Raw genomic sequence first — 17,666 nt, forward strand, 5'->3', positions numbered from 1 at the left:
TCCTGGCCCGTCTCGTGCCCGCGAGCGACCACCCGGCCGGACGGCCGCCCATCCGGGCAGCCGCCGGCCGGGCAGCGGGCGTTCGTGCTCAGGTCTGCGGGACGAACCGGTACGCCGACCCGTCGGCCGTCCGCTCGAGCACGCCGAGGTCGACCGCGTCCCGCCGCACGAGGGCGACGTCCGCGGCGAGCATCGCGATCGCGGCGTTGAGCACCGCCTCGGACACGGGACGCGACACCCCCAGCCGGGCGGCGACGACCCCGATGATCCGCACCGAGAGGGCGTGGCGCGCGTCCTCCTTCGCCGGCATGCGCTCGATCCGGTCGAACGCGAGGACCGCCGACGGCGCCGTGAGGTCCTGGAGGGCGCGACCGGTCTCGGCGAGCAGCACCCGGTCCGGGGCGCCCGCGTGCACCCAGTCGAAGCCCCCGAGCGCCGCTCGCGTGCGGTCGTCGAGGGCGGCCTGGTCGGACGCCGTCGACCCGACCACCGCCGAGCGGAGCGACGGGTCCGCCATCACGGACACGACCTGCCGTGCCCGTCCGAGGACCCGCCGCACGTCGCTCGCCGTGGCCGCACCCACGGGGCCCGTCATCAGAAGTACGTGATCCCGTGCGGCGTCCGCGGCGGGGTCAGCATCGCGCGGAGCAGTGCCGGCGCCGCGGGGTCGGCGGCGTGCAGCAGTCCGGCCGCCGCGAGCGTCACGGGCGAGACCGACCCGATGAGCAGCGCGCCGAGGTCGGCGACGTCGAGTGCCACGTCGGCCGTGCCCGAGCCGGCCACCTCGGCGTCGTCGGCCAGACGCGTGACGGTGCCACGGGCCTCCCGGACGTCGAGCCGGTACATGCCGGCGGCGTGGCCGAGCGCATCGGTGACCGCGATGGTCAGCGAGCCGTCGACGGCGTACGGCCGCGACTCGAGCACGGCGGCGACGTCGAGGACGCGGAGCCACACGTGGTCCTCCTCGTGGTCGACGTCGAAGGCGCGGTTGTCGGCGATCGCGGCGACGATCGGGTCGTCCAGGCGCGCCCGGTCGTACACGACGACGTCGTTGAGGTCGATGGAGAGCAGGAACTCCCACAGCGACAGGTACGCCTGGTCGGTGGCGTACACCAGGTCGACGACCTGGACGCGGGTGTCCTCGCCGCTCTTGCCCTCGACGACGCGCCACGTGACGTAGCCGTCGACCTCGTCCTCGCCGTCGGCGCGGTGCACGGCGGCGCGGACGTCCTTGGCCGGCTGGCCGTCGCGGCCGATCTCGCCGAACACGATCGGCCAGGTGCCGGCGTTCCGCACCATGGAGCCCGGGGTGCGCGCGTCGAAGCGGGCGAACACGTCCTTGCCGACGCCGTCCGCGAGCCACGCGGTGGTGACCATCGTGACGGTGCCGCTGGTCGGGGCGAGGAACGGGAGGGCACGGTCGCGGCGCACGCGGACGGCGCGCTCGCGGATCGCGCAGCCGAAGCCGAACCGGCGGTAGATGGTGCCCTCGGACGCCGTGAGCGACGCGACCGCGTAGCCCTCGGCGACACCGCGTTCGAGCGCGTGCGTCATCATCCGGCGGAGGATGCCCCGTCGACGTTCGGTCGGCCGGACGGTCACGGCGGAGACCGCCTGCGTGTCGATCGACGAGCCGTCACCCCAGCTGAGCGCCTTGCGGAACCAGGTGAACGTGCCCGCCGGCCAGGTCGCGTCGACGGAGCCCGGGGCGGGCTGCCGGACGTACACGCCGAGGAAGGTCTCCTGGTCGGCGATGAAGTGCGATGCCATCCGGGCCGCGGCTTCGTCGGTCTCGGTCGGCTCGTGGAAGCCGAGGCCGACGGCGTCCATCCACGGTCTGGTCCTGCTGTCCGGTGCCCCCTGGTCGTCGGTCCCCGGCCGGAACTCCCGGAGCTCGTAGCGGTCGTCGAATGCGTCGTTGATCGATCCCACGGGGCGACCCTACCGGCGCCGGGCGGGCGGCGTCAGGGCATCCGGCGGGCCGCCTCCTGGGCGACGACCTGCTCGAGGTCGGGCATCGCGCGCATCTGCTGGAGCGGTCGGTGCATCCGCGGGTTCCGCCGGAGCGCGGGTTCGGCCCGCTCGAGGAAGGCCCAGTAGCCGGCGGTGAACGGGCAGGCGTCCGGGCCCAGGCGCTTCGTCGGGTCGAACCGGCAGCCGCCGCAGTGGTCGGTCATCCGGTCGATGTAGCGGCCCCCGGCGGCGTACGGCTTGGTGGCCACGACCCCGCCGTCGGCGTGCTGCGACATCCCGATGATGTTCGCCGGCATCACCCAGTCGGTCCCGTCGACGAACACGTCGGTGAACCACTCGGTCAGCTGCACGGGGTCGTAGCCGCGCTGCAGCGCCCAGTTCCCCAGCACCATGAGCCGTTGGATGTGGTGCAGCCAGCCGTGGTCCCGCACCCCGTCGAGGGCGACGGACAGGCACACCGCCTCGACGTCGCCGGCGTCGAGCGTGCGCCACCACGCCGGGAGGCCCGTCCCGCCTCCCGCGGACCGGCTTCCGTCGTGCGCCTCGGGACCCGGGTGCCGCGCGCCGAGTGCCTCGACGTCGGCGCCGTACTCGTCGCCGAGCCACCAGTACAGGTGCCAGACGTAGTCCCGCCACCCGGCGATCTGCCGGACGAACCCCTCGACGCTCGCGAGCGGCGCCGCGCCCGACTCGTACGCGGCGACCGCGGCGCCCACGGCGTCCCGCGGGTCGAGCACCCCGAGGTTCAACGGCACGCTGAGCAGCGAGTGCGCCATCGTCCAGTCGTTCGTGAGCACCGCGTCCTCGTAGGGACCGAAGTCGCCCAGCCGGACGGCGACGAAGTCCTCGAGCGCCGCACGGGCCTCGTCGGGTGTCACGGCGAACCGTCGTCGGTCGTCCCGGCCGACGAAGTGCACGAGTCCGTCGCGTTCCCAGCGGTCCAGGTCCGCGCGCACCTCGTCGTCGACCTCGTCCTCGGTGGGCCACCACGGATCGGGCAGGCCGAGGGTCGTCGCGCCGCGGGGTGGTGGCTGCCGGTTCTGCGCGTCGAGGCTGAACGCACCGCCGACGGGTGCGTCGTGCTCCATGAGCCAGCCCTCGCGACGGCGGACCCGTTCGTAGTGCGTCTCCATGAGGAAGCGGCCACCCCGACCGGCCGCCCACGCGGCGAAGTCGTCCTCGCTCGTGACGAACCCACGGCTCGGCAGCACGGTGGTGTCGTGCCCCCAGTGCCGCACCTGCCCGCGCAGGACCCGCGACGGAGGGTCGACGACCTCGAGGTCGTGCTGGCCGACGAGGGCGTCGCGGAGCCGGTCGACCCGGACGTGCTCGGCGCGGTCGCCCAGTGCGCGGACACGGTGCCGGAGGGCGCTCAGCCAGAGGTGCGCCTTCGTCCGGTGCACGGGGCGGGCGGTGAAGAACTCGCGGGCCTCGACGACGACCATCGGCCCGCCGTCGTCGAAGAGCGGCCCGTACTGACCGGGCAGGACGAGGCGCCGGCGCGTGGTGTCGGTCACCCCCGGGACGCTACGCGTGCGGACCGACGGCCGCCCGAGCGGCAGTCCCTGCCGGGCCGGTGGGGGCGAGCGGCCCGTCGGCGGTCAGTCCGTCGCGCCGCGGGGCGGGTCGACGAGCAGCCCCACCCGGTCGTCGAGGTAGGTGCGCAGGGGGACGTCGGTGCCGGCGGTGGCGGACCAGCGCACCCGGGGCTCTCCGTCGCGAACGAACAGCACCGAGTCGGCGTCGACGAGCGTCCCGTCGAGGGGGATCGGCGTCGCGCCGTGGTTCACCGTGTCGCCGGGGGCGAAGTGCCCCTTCGCGGCGGCGGCCCGGTAGGCACGGCGGACCTCCGCGGACACCGACACGAACTGCGAGCGGCCGGCCTCGGTGACCCGGGTGATCGTCCCGGTGGCCCACACCTGCCCGGCGGTCTCAGGGGAGGACCCGAGCAGCAGCGCACCGACCCGCCACACGCGGCCGAGCGAGCGGATCGTCGGGTCGCGCCGGATGCCCAGCACGGGCTTCGGCTCGACGTACTCGCCGAGCGCCTCGTCGCGCGCGTCCGCCTCGCCGAGCCGTGCCGCCGCTCCCGCGAGCAGTCCGCGCGCCCGCTCCACCCCGTCCGCCACGCCGTCCGTCACCCCGCAGAGCCTAGACGGCGGACGGCGCCGCCGGACGGGGGACGCGACGGCTGTGGTCGCGCTCGGACACGCCCGCGTTGCATGGACGACCCGGGCCTCCGTCGCGGTGACCACCGACGGACGGTTCCGTTCCCCATCCCACCCTCGCCGAGGAGGACCCCGTGCCACACGCCTTCGACCCCGACCGCCCGCGGACGACCGCGGTGCGGGACGTCGCGGTCGCCGCCGGGGCGTCGGTGCCGGTGGTCGCCGCCGACGTCACGGTGACCGGCGCGGCGGTCGCGACCGCGGACCTCCGGCCGGGCTGGCTCTTCGTCGCCGTCCCCGGACGTCGCGGGCACGGTGCCGGACACGTCGACGCCGCCCGGAGCGCCGGTGCGGTGGCGGTCCTCACCGACCCGGCCGGCGCGGAGGCCGCCGCGCGGTCCGGGCTGCCCACCGTCGTCGCCGCCGACCCGCGGGCGGTGCTCGGCGCGGTCGCACGGCTGGTGTCCGGGACCGCCGACCCCGGGTTCCCGCTGCTCGGTGTGACGGGGACGAACGGCAAGACCTCGACGGTGTCGGTCCTCGACGCGGTCATGCGCCGGCTCGGGTGGCGGTCGGCGATGACCTCGACCGCCGAGCGCCGGATCGTCGACCAGGTGGTGCAGAGTCGACTGACGACGCCGGAGACCACCGAGCTGCACGCCTTCCTGGCCCGTGCGGTGGAGCAGCGGGTCGACGGTGCCGCGATCGAGGTGAGCGCGCAGGGGCTGACCCGGCACCGCGTCGACGGCGTGCACTTCGACGTCGCCGGGTTCACGAACCTCAGCCACGACCACCTCGACGACTACGCCGACATGGACGCGTACCTCCGCGCGAAGGTGCAGCTGTTCCAGCCGGACCGCGCCGGGCGGGGGGTCGTCTCCCTCGACTCGGCCGCGGGCCGGGCGGTCGTCCGGGCTGCGGGCATCCCGGTGACGACGGTGTCGAGCAACCCCGACACGCAGGCGGACTGGCAGGTCACCGTCCTCGAGCAGCGCGTGGACGGCACCCGCTTCCGGCTCGACGGACCCGACGTGCACGTCGTCACCGACGTGCCGCTGCTCGGCCGGCACATGGCCGCCGACGTCGCCCTGGCGGTCGCGATGCTCGCCGCCGCCGGGGCGCCCGGGACCGCCCTGGAGTCGGCGGTGGCCGGACGGCTCGACGTCGTCGTGCCCGGGCGGATGGCGGACGCGTCCCTCGCGACCGGGCCGCGCGTGTTCGTCGACTTCGCGCACACCCCCGACGCCTTCGCGAAGAGCCTGACCGCGATCCGCGCCTTCAGCACCGGGCCGGTCGCGATCGTGCTCGGGGCGGACGGTGACCGGGACCCGACCAAGCGGGAGGCGATGGGCGCGGTCGCCGCCCGGCTCGCCGACGTGGTCGTGGTCGCGGACCACCACCCGCGGTTCGAGGACCCGGACGGCATCCGTGCCGCGCTGCTCGCCGGGGCCCGCGCCCCCGGTGGGACCGCGTCCGTCGTCGAACGAGCGGACCCCGCCGCCGCGATCCGCCACGCGCTCGCCGCGGTCGGGGACGAGGGCGTCGTCTACTGGGCCGGCCCGGGGCTGACCGACTACCGCGACGTCCGCGGCGTGCACGTGTCGTACTCGTCGTTCCGCGACGCACAGGCCGCCCTGGCCGAGGCCGGTCACGCCGCGCGGGAGGCCGTCCCGGTGCGCTGACCCCGGCGACCGACGCGGTCACGACGCTGGCGTCCCACGTGGTCGCGTCCGGCTCGACGACGCTCGGCACGACGCCGCCGCCGACGGACCGCCGAGACCGTGCCGCTCACGATCAGGGTGACGCCGTAGGCCAGGAGGAGGCCGGCGACCGCGGGCAGCAGCCAGCTCCGAGCGCCGTTCACCACCTGGTTCACGGTTCCGAGCCCCGGCACGCTGTACCAGACCGCGCCGCGGATCTGGGCGGGGACGACGGGTCGGGCGTCGACGGCGGCGTTCGCGTCGCCCCGGAACACGAAGGTCCGCGAGCCGTCCGACTGCGCGCCGACGGCCACCACCCGGTGCGTGACGACCTCGGGACGGCCGGAGACGAGCTGGTAGGTGACGACGTCGCCGACCCGGATCGACGCGGGGTCGACCGGCCGCACGACGACGAGCGTGCCCGCGGGCAGGGCGGGTTCCATGGAGCGGGTGAGCACGGACAGGGGCACGGCGCCGGTGCTCTTCGGGACGACCACCAGGACGACGGCGAGGGCGGCGACCAGGAGCACCAGCCCGGTGCGCAGGCCGACGCCGACCGCGCGGAGCGCGGGGGACACCCCGGACCGGACCGGAGGCGCGGAGCGGCGAGCCGGGTGACGGTGGCGACCACCGCCTCCCGGCCGGGTCCGGAGCACCGACAGCGTCACGCGCCGCACCGGATCGCGGGGCCGTCGTTCTGCGTGAACAGGGTGACCGGGCCGCGCCCGACGACGTCGCCGGTGCGCTGGCCGGCGTCGTCGACGACCGCGACGTCGACGGAGACGGTGCCGGCGGTGGTCGTCGTGACCTGGTTCGGTGCGAGTGTGATCCGGCCGAAGAACCCGAGCTGACGGTCGCCGACCTGCGTGGTCCCGACGAACGCGGCGTACGCGGTCGACTGGTCCCGGCCGCCCTGGTCCCAGGTGAGCTCGACCCAGTTGCCGTCGTGGTCGGTGCAGGTGAGCGCGGGTGCGCCGGCGTCGGTGTTCAGGTAGAAGCCGCCCCAGACGGGTTCGGACACCCAGCTGCCGGTGGCGGTGGTGGCGACGAGGTGCACGTCCACCGTCGCCGACGGCGGTGCGTCGGCGCGGACGGTCGAGCGGACGCACCAGACCGCCGCGGCGCCGGGCGCGAGCCGGGCCTGCAGGCTGGGGAGGTCGGCCCAGGTGCCGCTCACCGGCCCCGACCCGACGTCGGCGGCGTCCGTGCACGCGTCGGCCGAGGACACGCGCCAGGCCTGCACGTCGACGGCCTGGGCGAGTGCCGCGGACCCGGTCGCGACCGCCGCCCTCGTCGCGGTCGTGCCCGCGACGTTCCCCGCGTTCGTGATGGTGACCGGCCGGGTCACCCGCGGCGCCGAGGTGGAGAAGGTCGTGGTGATCGCCTCGGTCCCGCTGATCGCCACGGCGAGCTTCCCGATCGTGGCGCTCGAGGCGGCCGTGCCCGTCGCGGTCCAGAGCGCCCAGGCGACCGAGGACCCGCCGGTGACGAGTGCGGTGGTGAGCGCGGCGACGAGGGCCACGCGGAGCAGCCGGCTCACCGGACCACCTGCGTCCCGGTCACGGTCAGCGTGAAGTCGGTCACCGCGCCGGCGACGGACTGCGGGGCGTCGGCGTCGAGGACCATCTCGAGGCAGGCCGTCCCGGCGACCCCGACCGGCAGGGTGTAGTACCCGGAGCCGGTGTCGAAGGCCGCCGGTCGGGCGCTGTAGCCGCCGAGGCCGCTCCGGCAGTCGGACGCCCGACCGACGGCCGACAACCGGAGCGTCAGCTCGTCGAGCACCGCTGCGGCAGGGACGTCCCCCGCGTAGGCGACCTTCGTGCCGGTCAGGGACAAGCGGATCGAGAGCGGCACCGAGCCGGTGTTGCGCACCGAGAACGTCCCCGTGGTGCTGTCGCCGGGTGCGAGGGGGGTCCGGTACATCGCGGTGAGCGGACTGACGACGACCGTGGCGGTGCCGGACCGGACGGTCGACGCCCGGGTGCTGGCACTCCGGTCCCAGAGGGCGTAGGTGCCGCCGCTCCCGACCACCGCGACGAGGACCGCGGTGCCGAGCGCGAGCCCGACCGGCCACAGGCGTCGCCGGCGCACGGCGCGGTGTCGCCCGGTCGGTGGTGCGGTCCTCGTCATGGTCGTCCCCCTCGGACGTCGTCGTCCTCGTCGTGGTGCGGTGCGGTGGGTCCACCGGGCCGACGAGGGTCAGCGGGTCAGGACCCGATCGCGGTCTGGGTGAGGGTGAACGCCAGGGCGCCGACGTCCACCGATCCGCCCTGCCCGGTCGTCGCCGACTCGGGCAGCGCGATGGTGAAGACGACGCGGACCGTCGACCGACCCTCGGCGGGCGTCACCTCGAACACGGTGTCCGAGGTCTTGCGGAGCCCGGCGCTCGACGACGTGACCTCGAGCGTGCGCGTCGTCGCGGCGATCAGCCCCTGGTCGCCCGTGATGCTCTGCGGGGCGTAGGTGAGCTGCGCGCGCATGTCCTTGCCGGTCGCGCCGACGACGAGGGTCTGCGTGAACCGGTACGTGTTCCCCGGGACCATGAGCACCTTCGTCGGGTCGATGGTGTCGGTCCGGCCGTTCGTGATGTCCGTCCACGCGCCGTCGTCCAGGGTCGTCAGGGTGAGCGTGCCGGACCGCACCCCGGTCGCGGCGCTGCTGGCCTCGGCGTTCCAGAGGGCGAAGGAGCCGGCACCACCGAGGAGGAGGGCGACCCCGGCGGCGCTGGCGATGGTGCCGGTCATGATCTTGTGCATGGTTCTTCCGTTCTGCGCAGGGCAGCGCTGTGGACGACATCGGCTCTCCCGGAGGACCCCGACGGACCGGGCAGCGTCGTCCCGTGGGGTGGGGCGACGGCCGACCGGTGCCGGAGGACGGCGGCCGCACTCCGGAGCCAGGGAGCTCGGGCGGGCCGGACCGTTCTGGCCAGGACGCTACGCCGTCCCCCGAAAGGCGGACACGCCGATGTCCGGTCGTCCCCGCCCCAGTCCGGGGGGCACTGCTCGTCCGCGCGCGTCGGACGGGCCCGACGCCGGCGGACGCGTGCCCCGGGGTGGTCGACGGGGCGGTGCCGGTCGCCACCGGTCAGCACGGGTCGGCCCCGGCCGTCGTCGGTCCGCTGGTCGGCGCCGGTCGGCCGGTCGGCGCCGGTCAGGCCGCGGAGGTGGCCGATCCGTCGGCCGGAGCGTGCTGCGTGGCGTCCCGCGCGACCGCCGCCCGTCGCTCGCTGGTCCGCCGACGGGCGGCACGACGTCGGCGGCGCCGGACGGTGGAGACCGTCCCGGCCGTCATCATCACCGCGCCGTAGCCCAGGAGCAGGACTGCCGCGGTCGGGACGAGCCAGCTCCGGGAGCCGTTCACGAACTGGTTCACCGTGCCGAGGGCGGGCAGGCTGTACCAGACCGTGCCGCGGACCTGCGCCGGGATGACCGGCCGGGGATCGGCGACGTCGTTGTTGTCGCCCTTGGTGGTGAAGGTGCGTCCGCCGTCCGACGACGACGCGATGCCGACGACGCGGTGGGTGACCACGGCCGCCTGGCCGGAGGCGATCTGGTAGGTCACGACGTCCCCGACCTCGATGGTGTCGACCGCCACCGGTCGCACCACCACGAGCGTGCCCGGCGGCAGCGTCGGCTCCATCGACTGGGTGAGCACGGACAGCGGCATGGACCCGGTGGCCTTCGGGACGACGACGAGCACGACCGCCAGCCCGGCGACGAGCAGGACAAGTCCGGTGCTGAGACCGAACCCGACGGCCCGGAGCACGGCGCCGAGGGTGCTGCGGCGTGCGGTCGGCGCCGACGGCGAGGCATGCCCGGCCGCCGGGGACGGAGCCCGACGCCGGCCGCGCGTGCGCCGGACGTCGGCGAGGTGCGCGCTCACGCTCCGCACCGGACGGCCGCGCCGTTGTTCTGCGTGAAGAGGGTGAGCGGGCCGGAGCCGGCGACGGTGGTCGTCGGGCGCCCGGCGGAGTCGAGGACGAGCACGTCGACCGTGATCGTGCCGCTCGTCGCCACGGACGCCGGGATCTGGCTCGGCGCGAGCGTGATGCGCCCGAAGTACATCTGCTGCCGGTCGCCGACCTGCACGCCCTTCACGAAGGCGCCGTACCAGGTGTCCATCGGCCGTCCGGCGCCGTCCCACGCGACCTCGACGTAGTTGCCGCCGTGATCGGTGCACACCAGGGCGGGGGCCGGCGTGGTGAGCGAGAAGGCGCCGCGGACGCCCGTCGTCCAGGTCCCCGCGGTCAGCGTGACGTCGAGGGTGACGTCGGAGCGCGAGGCGGCCGGGGCGCTCGTGGACGGGGTGGACCGGACGCACCAGACGGCGCTGCCACCGGGCGCCAGGCGCGAGGACAGGCTCGGCAGGGCGGCCCAGGTGCCGCTGACCGCGCCGGTGCCGACCGCGGTGCTCGTGGTGCACGCCCGGGTGGAGGCGACGGGCCAGGCCTGCACGCCGACGGCTGCGGCGAGTGTGCTCGAGCTGCCCGGGGCCACGGCGACCGCGGTGCCGACGGTGCCGGCGACGGTCCCGGTGTTGGTGAACGTGAGCGGCTTGGTGGAGCTCGTCACCGTCGGGGTGAACGCCGTGCTCAGCGCGTCCGTGCCGGCGAGGGTCGCGGTGAGCCGGCCGACGGTGACGCCCGCCGTGGTCGTGCCCGACGCGGTCCACACCGCCCAGGCCGCGGAGGACCCGGCGCCGACGAACACGGCGACGAGCACGACGGCCAGCAGCACGCGCAGCCGGGCGGTCACGACGCCACCTGCGTCCCGGTGACCGTGAGGCCCACGTCGACGCCGGCGCCGGCCACGCCCTGCGGTGCATCGGCGTCGAGGACCACCTCGACGCACCCGAGGCGCTGACCGCCGACCGGTACGGCCGTCCGGTCCACTCCGCTGTCGAAGGAGGCGGCCCGCCCGCTGGTCGCGGTGAGACCGGCTCGGCACGACGCCGCCGACGAGACGACGGACCAACGGAGGGTCACCTCGGCGAGGACGGCCGCGCTCGCCGTCGAGGTGCCGGAGACACGGGCGCTCGTCGTCGTGACGCGCGTGGTGAGGGGGACGGATCCGGTGTTCGTGATCGTGACGGTCCCCGTGCTGCCGGTCCCCGGGGCGAGGGGAGCGGACGACATCACCAGTTGGCTGACGGAGAGCGTGGCGGTCCCGGAGCGCACCGTCAGCGGTGCCGTGCTGGCGGCCTGGTTCCACAGCGCGTAGGTGCCGGCCGAGCCGAGGAGTGCGGTGCCGACCGCGACGACGAGGGCGAGTGCGAGGGGCAGGACCCAGCGGTGACGGCGGGACGCGCGGTGGCGTCCGCCGGCCGTCGAGGTCCCGCTCATGGTCGTCCCGTCCGTGGTCGTCGTGGTCATGGTGTGGTCGCGCGCACGGGCGTCCGTCCGGACTGCCGTCGTCGCGTGCTCAGGGGTCGGCGCGTGCGACGGACGGATCAGCAGCCCGTCGCACGCGGTCGGTCACCGTCGGGTCAGGACCCGATGGCGGTCTGGGTGAGCGTGAAGGCGAGGGCGCCGACGTTGACCGTGCCGCCCTGTCCCGTGGTCGCCGACGACGGCAGTGCGATCGTGAAGACGACCTTGACCGTCGAGGTCGCGGTGGACGGCGACACGACGAAGGTGTTGCTGCTGCCGCTGGCCGGCACCACCGAGGCGCTCGAGGACGTGACCGCGAGCGTCTTCGTGGTGGCGGCGATGAGGGCCTGGTCGCCGGTGATGCTCTGCTGTGCGTACGTCAGGTTCGCCTTGAGGTCCTGACCGGTGGCCCCGACGGTGAGCGTCTGGGTGAACTGGTACGTGTTGCCGGGGACCATGAGCACGGAGGACGGGTTGATCGTCGCCGAGCGCCCGTTGGTGATGTCCGTCCACACGCCGTCGTTGTTCGCGGTGAGGCTGAGGGTGCCCGAGCTCACGGCGGACGCGGCGCTGCTGGCGCTCGCGTTCCACAGGGCGAAGGAGCCTGCTCCGCCCAGGAGGAGCGCGACGCCTGCTGCTCCGGCGATGGCTCCGGTGACGATCTTGTGCATGGGGGTGTGTCCGTTCTGCGCCGGGAGGGCGCGTGGAGCCGTCCTCGGCATTCGGGGGGATGCCTCGGGCACGACGACGTGCCGGCTCCGTGGGTGGCGGGGCCGTGGCCGGTCGTGCGAGAGGTGGGCGGTCGCCGGGCTCCGAGGCGTTCACGCTGCTCGGGCGGGCTGGACTCGCTCGTGGTCTCCACCGTACGCGTCCCCCAAATGGAGGACAACCGGAGAGGGGCTCTGGAGTGCCCCCAGAAGGGGGGTGATCTCGGTCGGCCAGATGGAGGACTGTTTTGTACCCCTTCGATGCGCCGGCCCGTCCGGAATGTCGACCAGGTCTGTGCAGTTGCATGAACCGGAACGAGGAGAGTGGCACATGGGCATCGTGCGGTGGTTGTTCGACGCGCAGCTCGTCATCGGCGACCAGACCGTGCTCTGGCGCGAGGTGATCGGCAACGTCTTCGGCCTGCTCAGCGCCCTGGGCGGCATGCGCCGGAGGGTGTGGGCGTGGCCCGTCGGCATCGCCGGCAACGCGCTCCTGTTCACCGTCTTCATGGGGGCGCTCTTCGACACCCCCAACCCGGTCAACCTGCTCGGGCAGGCCGGGCGACAGGTGATGTTCGTCCTGGTCAGCGTCTACGGCTGGTACCGCTGGACGCACCGGGCGGACGAGACCGCGACCGTGCTCGAACCCCGGTGGGCCTCGTGGCGTGCGCGCGCCTTCCTCGTGGTGGCCCTGGTCGGCGGCACCGCGCTGCTCACCCCCGTGTTCCGCGCGCTCGGCTCGTACGAGCCGGTGTGGAGCGACGCGTGGATCTTCGTCGGGTCGCTCCTGGCCACCTACGGGATGGCGAAGGGCTGGGTCGAGTTCTGGCTCGTCTGGGTGGCCGTCGACCTGGTCGGGGTGCCCCTGCTGTTCTCGGCCGGCTACTACGCCTCGGGCCTGATGTACGTCGTCTACGGCCTGTTCACGCTGACCGGGTTCTTCGTGTGGATGCAGCAGCGTCGGAAGCCGTCCGCCGCGCCGGTCACCGTCGGCTGACCCGCCGCCGGTCGTCCCGTCGTCCGCCGGTCGCCCCGTCGTCCGCCGGACGGGTGACCGGTCGTCGGCCGGGAGGCGCGGGGCGGCGCCGCCACGGGCCTCCCGTCAGCGGGACCGCGGCATGGCGCGGGACCGACGCCAGCCCGCGATCTGCCGCAGGCTCACCTTGGTGCCGTACTGCGCGACCGAGTGCCGGAAGAGGTACTCGGCGAACCAGAGCAGCACGGTTGCGACGACGAACACCTCGACGATGCACACCACCGTCTCGACGACCGAGAGCGACCCGACCGCGTTCCGCACCATGGCCGTCACCGGGGTGAAGGTCGGGAAGTACGTGAAGAACGCGGCGACCGGCGACGAGGGGGTCGTCGTCACGAAGAACGCCGCGTACAGCGGGATGATCACCGCGAACAGCGCCGCGGACTGCAGCGTCGAGGCGTCCTTGATCGTCGGGACCGACGCTCCCACCGCGACGAACAGGGCGGACGCGAGCAGCACGCCGCCGACGAGCAGCAGCGCCCCGGCGACCATCCGCCACGGGTCGACCGCCAGCGTGCCGACCCGTCCCGCGACGAGTGGCAGGACGACCGCGAGGGACAGCAGACCCGGCACCAGGAACACGCCTACCTGCACGAGCCCGACCAGGAGCATCGCCAGGACCTTGCCGCGGATGAGCGTGCCGGCGGTGACGGTGGTGAGGATCATCTCGGAGATGCGGTTCTCCTTCTCCTCGACCACGACGGTCACCATCCGGCTGGCGAGCAGGATGACGAGCCCGAAGAACGCGGCCACGTAGAGCAGCGGCGGGACGACGGACAGCCAGCCCGGGGCGACGTGTCCGTCGGCGTAGGTGGTGACGTCGGCGTCCGGCGGCGACCGGAGGATGTGCACGGCCTCGGCGTCGTCGACCTGTGCGGCGACGCTCTGTTCGAGCACCCGGCTCGCGAGGGCGCCGTACCCGTTGTTCGCGAACAGGCCGCGGTCGGCGCCGAGCACGGTGACCGGCGTCGACGACGGCTTGGCGGGGAACTCGATGAAGGCGTCGAGGTGCCCGGACCGCACCGCCGCCCGGTCGCCCGCAGGGTCGTCGGACGGCGATCCGCCCCACTTCGCCGCGACCGTCTCGGACACGAGCCCGGAGTGGTCGACGTAGTGGAACGGGGTCTTCGTGGCGGAGCCGCTCGACACGGCCGAGTCGGTGCCGGCTGCCTGCCCGATCCCGACGAGCAACGACACGACGACGACGACGAGGGGGAGGGCCAGGGTCCCGATCCAGAACGCGGGCTTCTTGACGGCGCGGACGAACTCGAAGCGCACCACCGTGCCGAGGCGGCTCATCGTGCTGCTCCCGCCGGCGCGGCACCCGGGGTGCGGCGGTCGGTCCGGAGGGCGTCGGCACGGAGCGCGTCGGTCCCGGCGTCGTGCCCGTACAGCTGCACGAAGATCTCGTCGAGCGGGATCCGCCGCATCTCGAAGCCCGTGACGTGCACACCGGCGCCGACGAGCTCGGCGAGGATGTCCGACCCGTCGCGCGCGGCGGCGGCGGTCGGGACGAGGTAGGCGACGTGCCCCTCGTGCCGGGCCGTGCGGTAGCGCTCGGACCGCGGCACCGGACCCGTCAGGCCCACCTTCGCGACCGCGCCGCCGAAGGCGTCCTGCACCTCGGGGATGGTGCCGTACGCGGCGGCCACCCCGTCCTTGAGGAGCAGGATCCGGTCGCACAGCCGTTCGACCTCGTCCATGTGGTGGGTGACGAGCACGACCGTCGCGCCGTCCGCCTTCCGCTCGTCGACCAGGTCGAGCAGCAGTCGGCGGTTCACCGGGTCCAGGCCCTTCGTCGGCTCGTCGAGGATGAGCAGGCGCGGCCGGTCCATGATCGTGATGCCGAGCTGCACCTTCTGCTGCTGGCCGCCGGAGAGCTTGTCGATCCGCACCTTCGCCTTGTCGGCCAGGCCCACGCGTTCCAGGTACTCGGTCGACCAGCGGGTCGCCGGGCCCCGGGGCGTGCCGCGGAGCGCCGCGAAGTACGTCATGACGTCGATGACGGTCTCCTTGCGGTACAGGCCGCGTTCCTCGGGCAGGTACCCGATCCCGCCCGTCGCCGGACGGTACGGTTCGCCGTCGATCGTCAGGGTGCCCTCGGTCGGCGCGGTGATGCCGAGGAGGGCGCGGATCGTCGTGGTCTTGCCGGAGCCGTTGCTGCCGAGCAGCCCGAACGTCTCGCCCGGCGCGATGTCGAACGTCAGCCCGTCCACCACGGTCCGTTCCCCGAAGCGCATGACGAAGTCCTGCACCCTGATGGCTGCTCCGGCCACACGGCCCCCTCTCGACGTGCCGACCCTACCGAGCCCGACTGACGGCACCGGCACCGCCTCCCGCCCCGGGGCGGGAGGCGGCCACGGGGCGGACGGGAGGCGCGGTGCGGGTCGTGCGTCGCGCCTCCCGTCCGGTCGCGGGTCGCGTCACGCGACGAGACCCGCCTGGTACGGCGTGTCGACGCGCGCACGACGACCGCCACCGTCCGCGCGTCCGGGTCTGCCGAGCACGCGCGACCAGAGCGCGAACGCGGCGAGGCAGGCGCCCAGGTCGGGCGGCCGGCGCCGCGCTCGCCGTTCCTGCCGCGTTCGCCGCGCTCGCCGTCTCCGCCGCGTTCGCGCTGGGCGACATCCCCCGGGTGCCGCCGCGCGAGCGGTGTCGCTGCGTGCGCGTCTCGCGTGGCGGGTCAGCGGGGGAGCGCGGCGAGCACCTCCGCGGCACGCTCGGCGTCCGCCGCCGACACGTCGAGGTGCGTCACGAGCCGCACCGTCGTCCGGCCGAGCTGCATGACACGGACCCCACCGGCGGCGGCAGCGGCGACGAAGGCGGCCGGGTCCGACACCCGGGCGAACACGATGTTCGTGTCCACCGTCGCGGGGTCGACGTCGAGGGCGGCGGCGAGCACCCGTGCGTTCGCGTGGTCCTCGGCCAGCCGGTCGACGTGCTCGTGCAGCGCGTACCGGGCCCCCGCGGCGAGGATGCCGGTCTGCCGCATGCCCCCGCCGTAGCGCTTCCGCCAGGTCCGCGCGGCGGCGATCCGCTCCGCCGTGCTGACGAGCACCGAACCGACCGGGGCGCCGAGGCCCTTCGACATGCAGACCGACACGGTGTCGAAGCCGGCGGCGAGCGTGCGGAGCGGGGTGCCCGACGCCACGTGGGCGTTCCACAGCCGGGCCCCGTCCAGGTGCATCCCGATGCCGTGCTCCCGGGCGTGGGCCTGCACCGCCCGCACCTCGTCGAGGGGCTGGACCGTGCCGCCGCCGAAGTTGTGGGTGTTCTCGACCGCGATCGCGGTGGTCGACACCGAGTAGGCGCCCGCGTTCGGCTCGGCCATGTCCCGGACCGCGTCGGCCACGAGCAGGCCGCGTTCCGATGCCCAGGTGCGCGTCGTGATGCCGGAGAAGACCGCCGCCGCCCCGAGTTCGGCACGGACGACGTGGGCCTGCACGTCGGCCAGGAGTTCCTCGCCCGGACCGACGAGCAGGCGCAGGCCGAGCTGGTTCGCCATCGAGCCGGACGGGGTGAAGAGCCCGGCCTCGTGCCCCAGGAGCTCCGCGACCTCCTGCTCGAGCCGGGTGGTCTCCGGGTCCTCGCCGAACACGTCGTCGCCGACCTCGGCCTCCATCATGGCGCGGCGCATCGCCGGGGTGGGACGGGTGACGGTGTCGGAGCGCAGGTCGATCACGGGACACAACGGTAACCCCGCCGACGGGCTCCGGCAGCACGCCCCGGCTACCGTGGCCGACATGCAGACCCCCGCTCCCGGAACACTCCGCATCCTGCACCTGTCCGACACCCACCTGACCGGCGACGGCGCGCTGCACCAGGGCACGGTGGACACCACGGCCGCGCTCGAGGCCCTGCTCGACCACCTCGGTGCGGTCGACGGCGTCGGACTGGTCGTCGTCTCGGGGGACGTGTCCGAGGACGGGTCCCCGGAGTCGTACGCGACCGTGCGCCGGCTCGTCGGCGGGTGGGCTGCGCGGCGCGGGGCGGCCTTCGTCGCCGTGCCGGGCAACCACGACCAGCGCGCGGGCTTCCGCCGGGTGCTGTTCGACGGGCACGTGCTGGGCGAGGGCGGGCAGGAACTCCTGCACACCATGGAGCACCACGACCCCTCGGTACCGGTGCGCGGCCGGTCCCTCGTCGCCGGACGCCGGGTCGTCACGGTGGACACGAGCGTCCCCGGCGCCGGGTACGGCGAGGTCGGAGCGGCAGCGCTCGAGCACCTGCGCACGGCCCTGGCCGAACCGGCACCGCACGGGTCGGTCGTCGTGCTGCACCACCCGCCGCTGCCCGCGCCGACCTCGTTGCACGACGCCCTGAAGCTCCGGAACCCCGGGGAGCTCGCCGCCGTGCTGCGCGACTCCGACGTCCGGGTCGTCCTCGCCGGCCACTACCACCACCACTTCGCCGGGTCGCTCGCGGGCGTGCCCGTCCTCGTGGCTCCCGGGGTGGCGAACGACGCCGACGTCACCGGTCCCTACGACGAAGAGACCGCCCTCGTCGGCACCGGCGCCCTGGTCGTCGACGTCGCCGAGGACGGGTTGCTCTGGTCGACGCCCGTCCGGGTCCCGCGTCCGGACGCCGACCAGCGGGCGCTGCACCTCGACGCCGAGACGTCGGCGCGCATCGCCGCCGACTCCGGGCCGGCCTGACCCGCTCCGGCGGACGCGTCACCGGCGGACGGAGGACGCCCGTCGGACCGGCCCCCGC

The 17,666-nt window shown here is 74.6% G+C and carries 18 protein-coding genes; 3 read left to right on the forward strand and 15 right to left on the reverse strand.

The window, feature by feature from the left end; genetic code table 11:
* Positions 1-88: 88 nt before the first annotated feature.
* The 4 genes from KM842_RS01455 to KM842_RS01470 form a co-directional block, all read right to left on the reverse strand.
* Positions 89-595 (reverse strand): DUF2087 domain-containing protein, encoded by a 507-nt coding sequence (locus KM842_RS01455; protein WP_216260254.1) that lies wholly within the window; start codon positions 593-595, stop codon positions 89-91.
* On the reverse strand, positions 595-1,932 hold the full coding sequence (locus tag KM842_RS01460; protein WP_216260256.1) for a GNAT family N-acetyltransferase: 1,338 nt from the start codon (positions 1,930-1,932) through the stop codon (positions 595-597). Before KM842_RS01460 ends, KM842_RS01455 begins: the two co-directional genes overlap by 1 nt.
* 32 nt (positions 1,933-1,964) lie before the next feature.
* Positions 1,965-3,491, reverse strand: a complete 1,527-nt coding sequence (locus KM842_RS01465) for a cryptochrome/photolyase family protein (protein ID WP_253206192.1) — start codon at positions 3,489-3,491, stop codon at positions 1,965-1,967.
* Between the two features lie 84 nt (positions 3,492-3,575).
* A complete protein-coding gene (locus KM842_RS01470) occupies positions 3,576-4,115 on the reverse strand; it encodes a hypothetical protein (protein ID WP_216260258.1) in 540 nt (179 codons plus the stop codon).
* A gap of 161 nt (positions 4,116-4,276) precedes the next feature.
* Here KM842_RS01470 and KM842_RS01475 point away from each other — a divergent pair, with 161 nt between their 5' ends.
* Entirely contained in the window at positions 4,277-5,824 is a 1,548-nt protein-coding gene (locus KM842_RS01475) for a Mur ligase family protein (RefSeq protein WP_216260260.1), read from the forward strand.
* On the opposite strand, the gene KM842_RS01480 is transcribed toward KM842_RS01475, so the two are convergent.
* The 8 genes from KM842_RS01480 to KM842_RS01510 all read right to left on the reverse strand — a co-directional run bounded on the left by KM842_RS01480 (position 5,791) and on the right by KM842_RS01510 (position 11,881).
* Complete coding sequence (locus KM842_RS01480) at positions 5,791-6,420, reverse strand: signal peptidase I (RefSeq protein WP_253206193.1); 630 nt, start codon at positions 6,418-6,420, stop codon at positions 5,791-5,793. The genes KM842_RS01475 and KM842_RS01480 overlap by 34 nt on opposite strands.
* 86 nt (positions 6,421-6,506) lie before the next feature.
* Positions 6,507-7,382, reverse strand: coding sequence for a hypothetical protein (locus KM842_RS01485; RefSeq protein ID WP_216260263.1), 876 nt, complete (start codon positions 7,380-7,382; stop codon positions 6,507-6,509).
* On the reverse strand, positions 7,379-7,972 hold the full coding sequence (locus KM842_RS01490; RefSeq protein WP_216260265.1) for a TasA family protein: 594 nt from the start codon (positions 7,970-7,972) through the stop codon (positions 7,379-7,381). Before KM842_RS01490 ends, KM842_RS01485 begins: the two co-directional genes overlap by 4 nt.
* 77 nt (positions 7,973-8,049) lie before the next feature.
* Entirely contained in the window at positions 8,050-8,598 is a 549-nt protein-coding gene (locus KM842_RS01495) for an alternate-type signal peptide domain-containing protein (RefSeq protein ID WP_216260267.1), read from the reverse strand.
* Between the two features lie 394 nt (positions 8,599-8,992).
* Positions 8,993-9,724, reverse strand: coding sequence for a signal peptidase I (locus KM842_RS15790; RefSeq protein ID WP_253206194.1), 732 nt, complete (start codon positions 9,722-9,724; stop codon positions 8,993-8,995).
* Complete coding sequence (locus tag KM842_RS15795; protein ID WP_253206195.1) at positions 9,721-10,596, reverse strand: hypothetical protein; 876 nt, start codon at positions 10,594-10,596, stop codon at positions 9,721-9,723. The genes KM842_RS15790 and KM842_RS15795 overlap by 4 nt, the downstream gene beginning before the upstream one ends.
* Complete coding sequence (locus KM842_RS01505; protein ID WP_216260270.1) at positions 10,593-11,213, reverse strand: hypothetical protein; 621 nt, start codon at positions 11,211-11,213, stop codon at positions 10,593-10,595. Before KM842_RS01505 ends, KM842_RS15795 begins: the two co-directional genes overlap by 4 nt.
* 113 nt (positions 11,214-11,326) lie before the next feature.
* Complete coding sequence (locus tag KM842_RS01510) at positions 11,327-11,881, reverse strand: alternate-type signal peptide domain-containing protein (RefSeq protein ID WP_216260272.1); 555 nt, start codon at positions 11,879-11,881, stop codon at positions 11,327-11,329.
* Positions 11,882-12,248: 367 nt separating this feature from the next.
* On the opposite strand from KM842_RS01510, the gene pnuC reads away from it, so the two are divergent.
* Positions 12,249-12,914, forward strand: a complete 666-nt coding sequence (gene pnuC, locus KM842_RS01515; RefSeq protein ID WP_216260280.1) for a nicotinamide riboside transporter PnuC — start codon at positions 12,249-12,251, stop codon at positions 12,912-12,914.
* Between the two features lie 105 nt (positions 12,915-13,019).
* On the opposite strand, the gene KM842_RS01520 is transcribed toward pnuC, so the two are convergent.
* The 3 genes from KM842_RS01520 to KM842_RS01530 all read right to left on the reverse strand — a co-directional run bounded on the left by KM842_RS01520 (position 13,020) and on the right by KM842_RS01530 (position 16,635).
* Entirely contained in the window at positions 13,020-14,252 is a 1,233-nt protein-coding gene (locus KM842_RS01520) for an ABC transporter permease (protein WP_216260282.1), read from the reverse strand.
* Entirely contained in the window at positions 14,249-15,193 is a 945-nt protein-coding gene (locus KM842_RS01525) for an ABC transporter ATP-binding protein (RefSeq protein WP_216261963.1), read from the reverse strand. Before KM842_RS01525 ends, KM842_RS01520 begins: the two co-directional genes overlap by 4 nt.
* Before the next feature lie 443 nt (positions 15,194-15,636).
* Positions 15,637-16,635 (reverse strand): threonine aldolase family protein, encoded by a 999-nt coding sequence (locus KM842_RS01530; RefSeq protein ID WP_367397703.1) that lies wholly within the window; start codon positions 16,633-16,635, stop codon positions 15,637-15,639.
* Between the two features lie 61 nt (positions 16,636-16,696).
* On the opposite strand from KM842_RS01530, the gene KM842_RS01535 reads away from it, so the two are divergent.
* On the forward strand, positions 16,697-17,608 hold the full coding sequence (locus KM842_RS01535) for a metallophosphoesterase family protein (RefSeq protein ID WP_216260286.1): 912 nt from the start codon (positions 16,697-16,699) through the stop codon (positions 17,606-17,608).
* Positions 17,609-17,666 lie beyond the last annotated feature (58 nt).

It is taken from the genome of Curtobacterium sp. L6-1, assembly GCF_018885305.1.
Lineage (GTDB): Bacteria > Actinomycetota > Actinomycetes > Actinomycetales > Microbacteriaceae > Curtobacterium > Curtobacterium aetherium.

Bases quoted from the DNA above. Each gene is read 5' to 3' on its own strand.
- KM842_RS01455 (WP_216260254.1), bottom strand. From the start codon at position 595: ATGACGGGCCCCGTGGGTGCGGCCACGGCGAGCGACGTGCGGCGGGTC.
- KM842_RS01490 (WP_216260265.1), bottom strand. From the start codon at position 7,972: ATGACGAGGACCGCACCACCGACCGGGCGACACCGCGCCGTGCGCCGG.
- KM842_RS01495 (WP_216260267.1), bottom strand. From the start codon at position 8,598: ATGCACAAGATCATGACCGGCACCATCGCCAGCGCCGCCGGGGTCGCC.
- KM842_RS01505 (WP_216260270.1), bottom strand. From the start codon at position 11,213: ATGACCACGACGACCACGGACGGGACGACCATGAGCGGGACCTCGACG.
- KM842_RS01510 (WP_216260272.1), bottom strand. From the start codon at position 11,881: ATGCACAAGATCGTCACCGGAGCCATCGCCGGAGCAGCAGGCGTCGCG.
- pnuC (WP_216260280.1), top strand. From the start codon at position 12,249: ATGGGCATCGTGCGGTGGTTGTTCGACGCGCAGCTCGTCATCGGCGAC.
- KM842_RS01520 (WP_216260282.1), bottom strand. From the start codon at position 14,252: ATGAGCCGCCTCGGCACGGTGGTGCGCTTCGAGTTCGTCCGCGCCGTC.
- KM842_RS01525 (WP_216261963.1), bottom strand. From the start codon at position 15,193: ATGCGCTTCGGGGAACGGACCGTGGTGGACGGGCTGACGTTCGACATC.
- KM842_RS01535 (WP_216260286.1), top strand. From the start codon at position 16,697: ATGCAGACCCCCGCTCCCGGAACACTCCGCATCCTGCACCTGTCCGAC.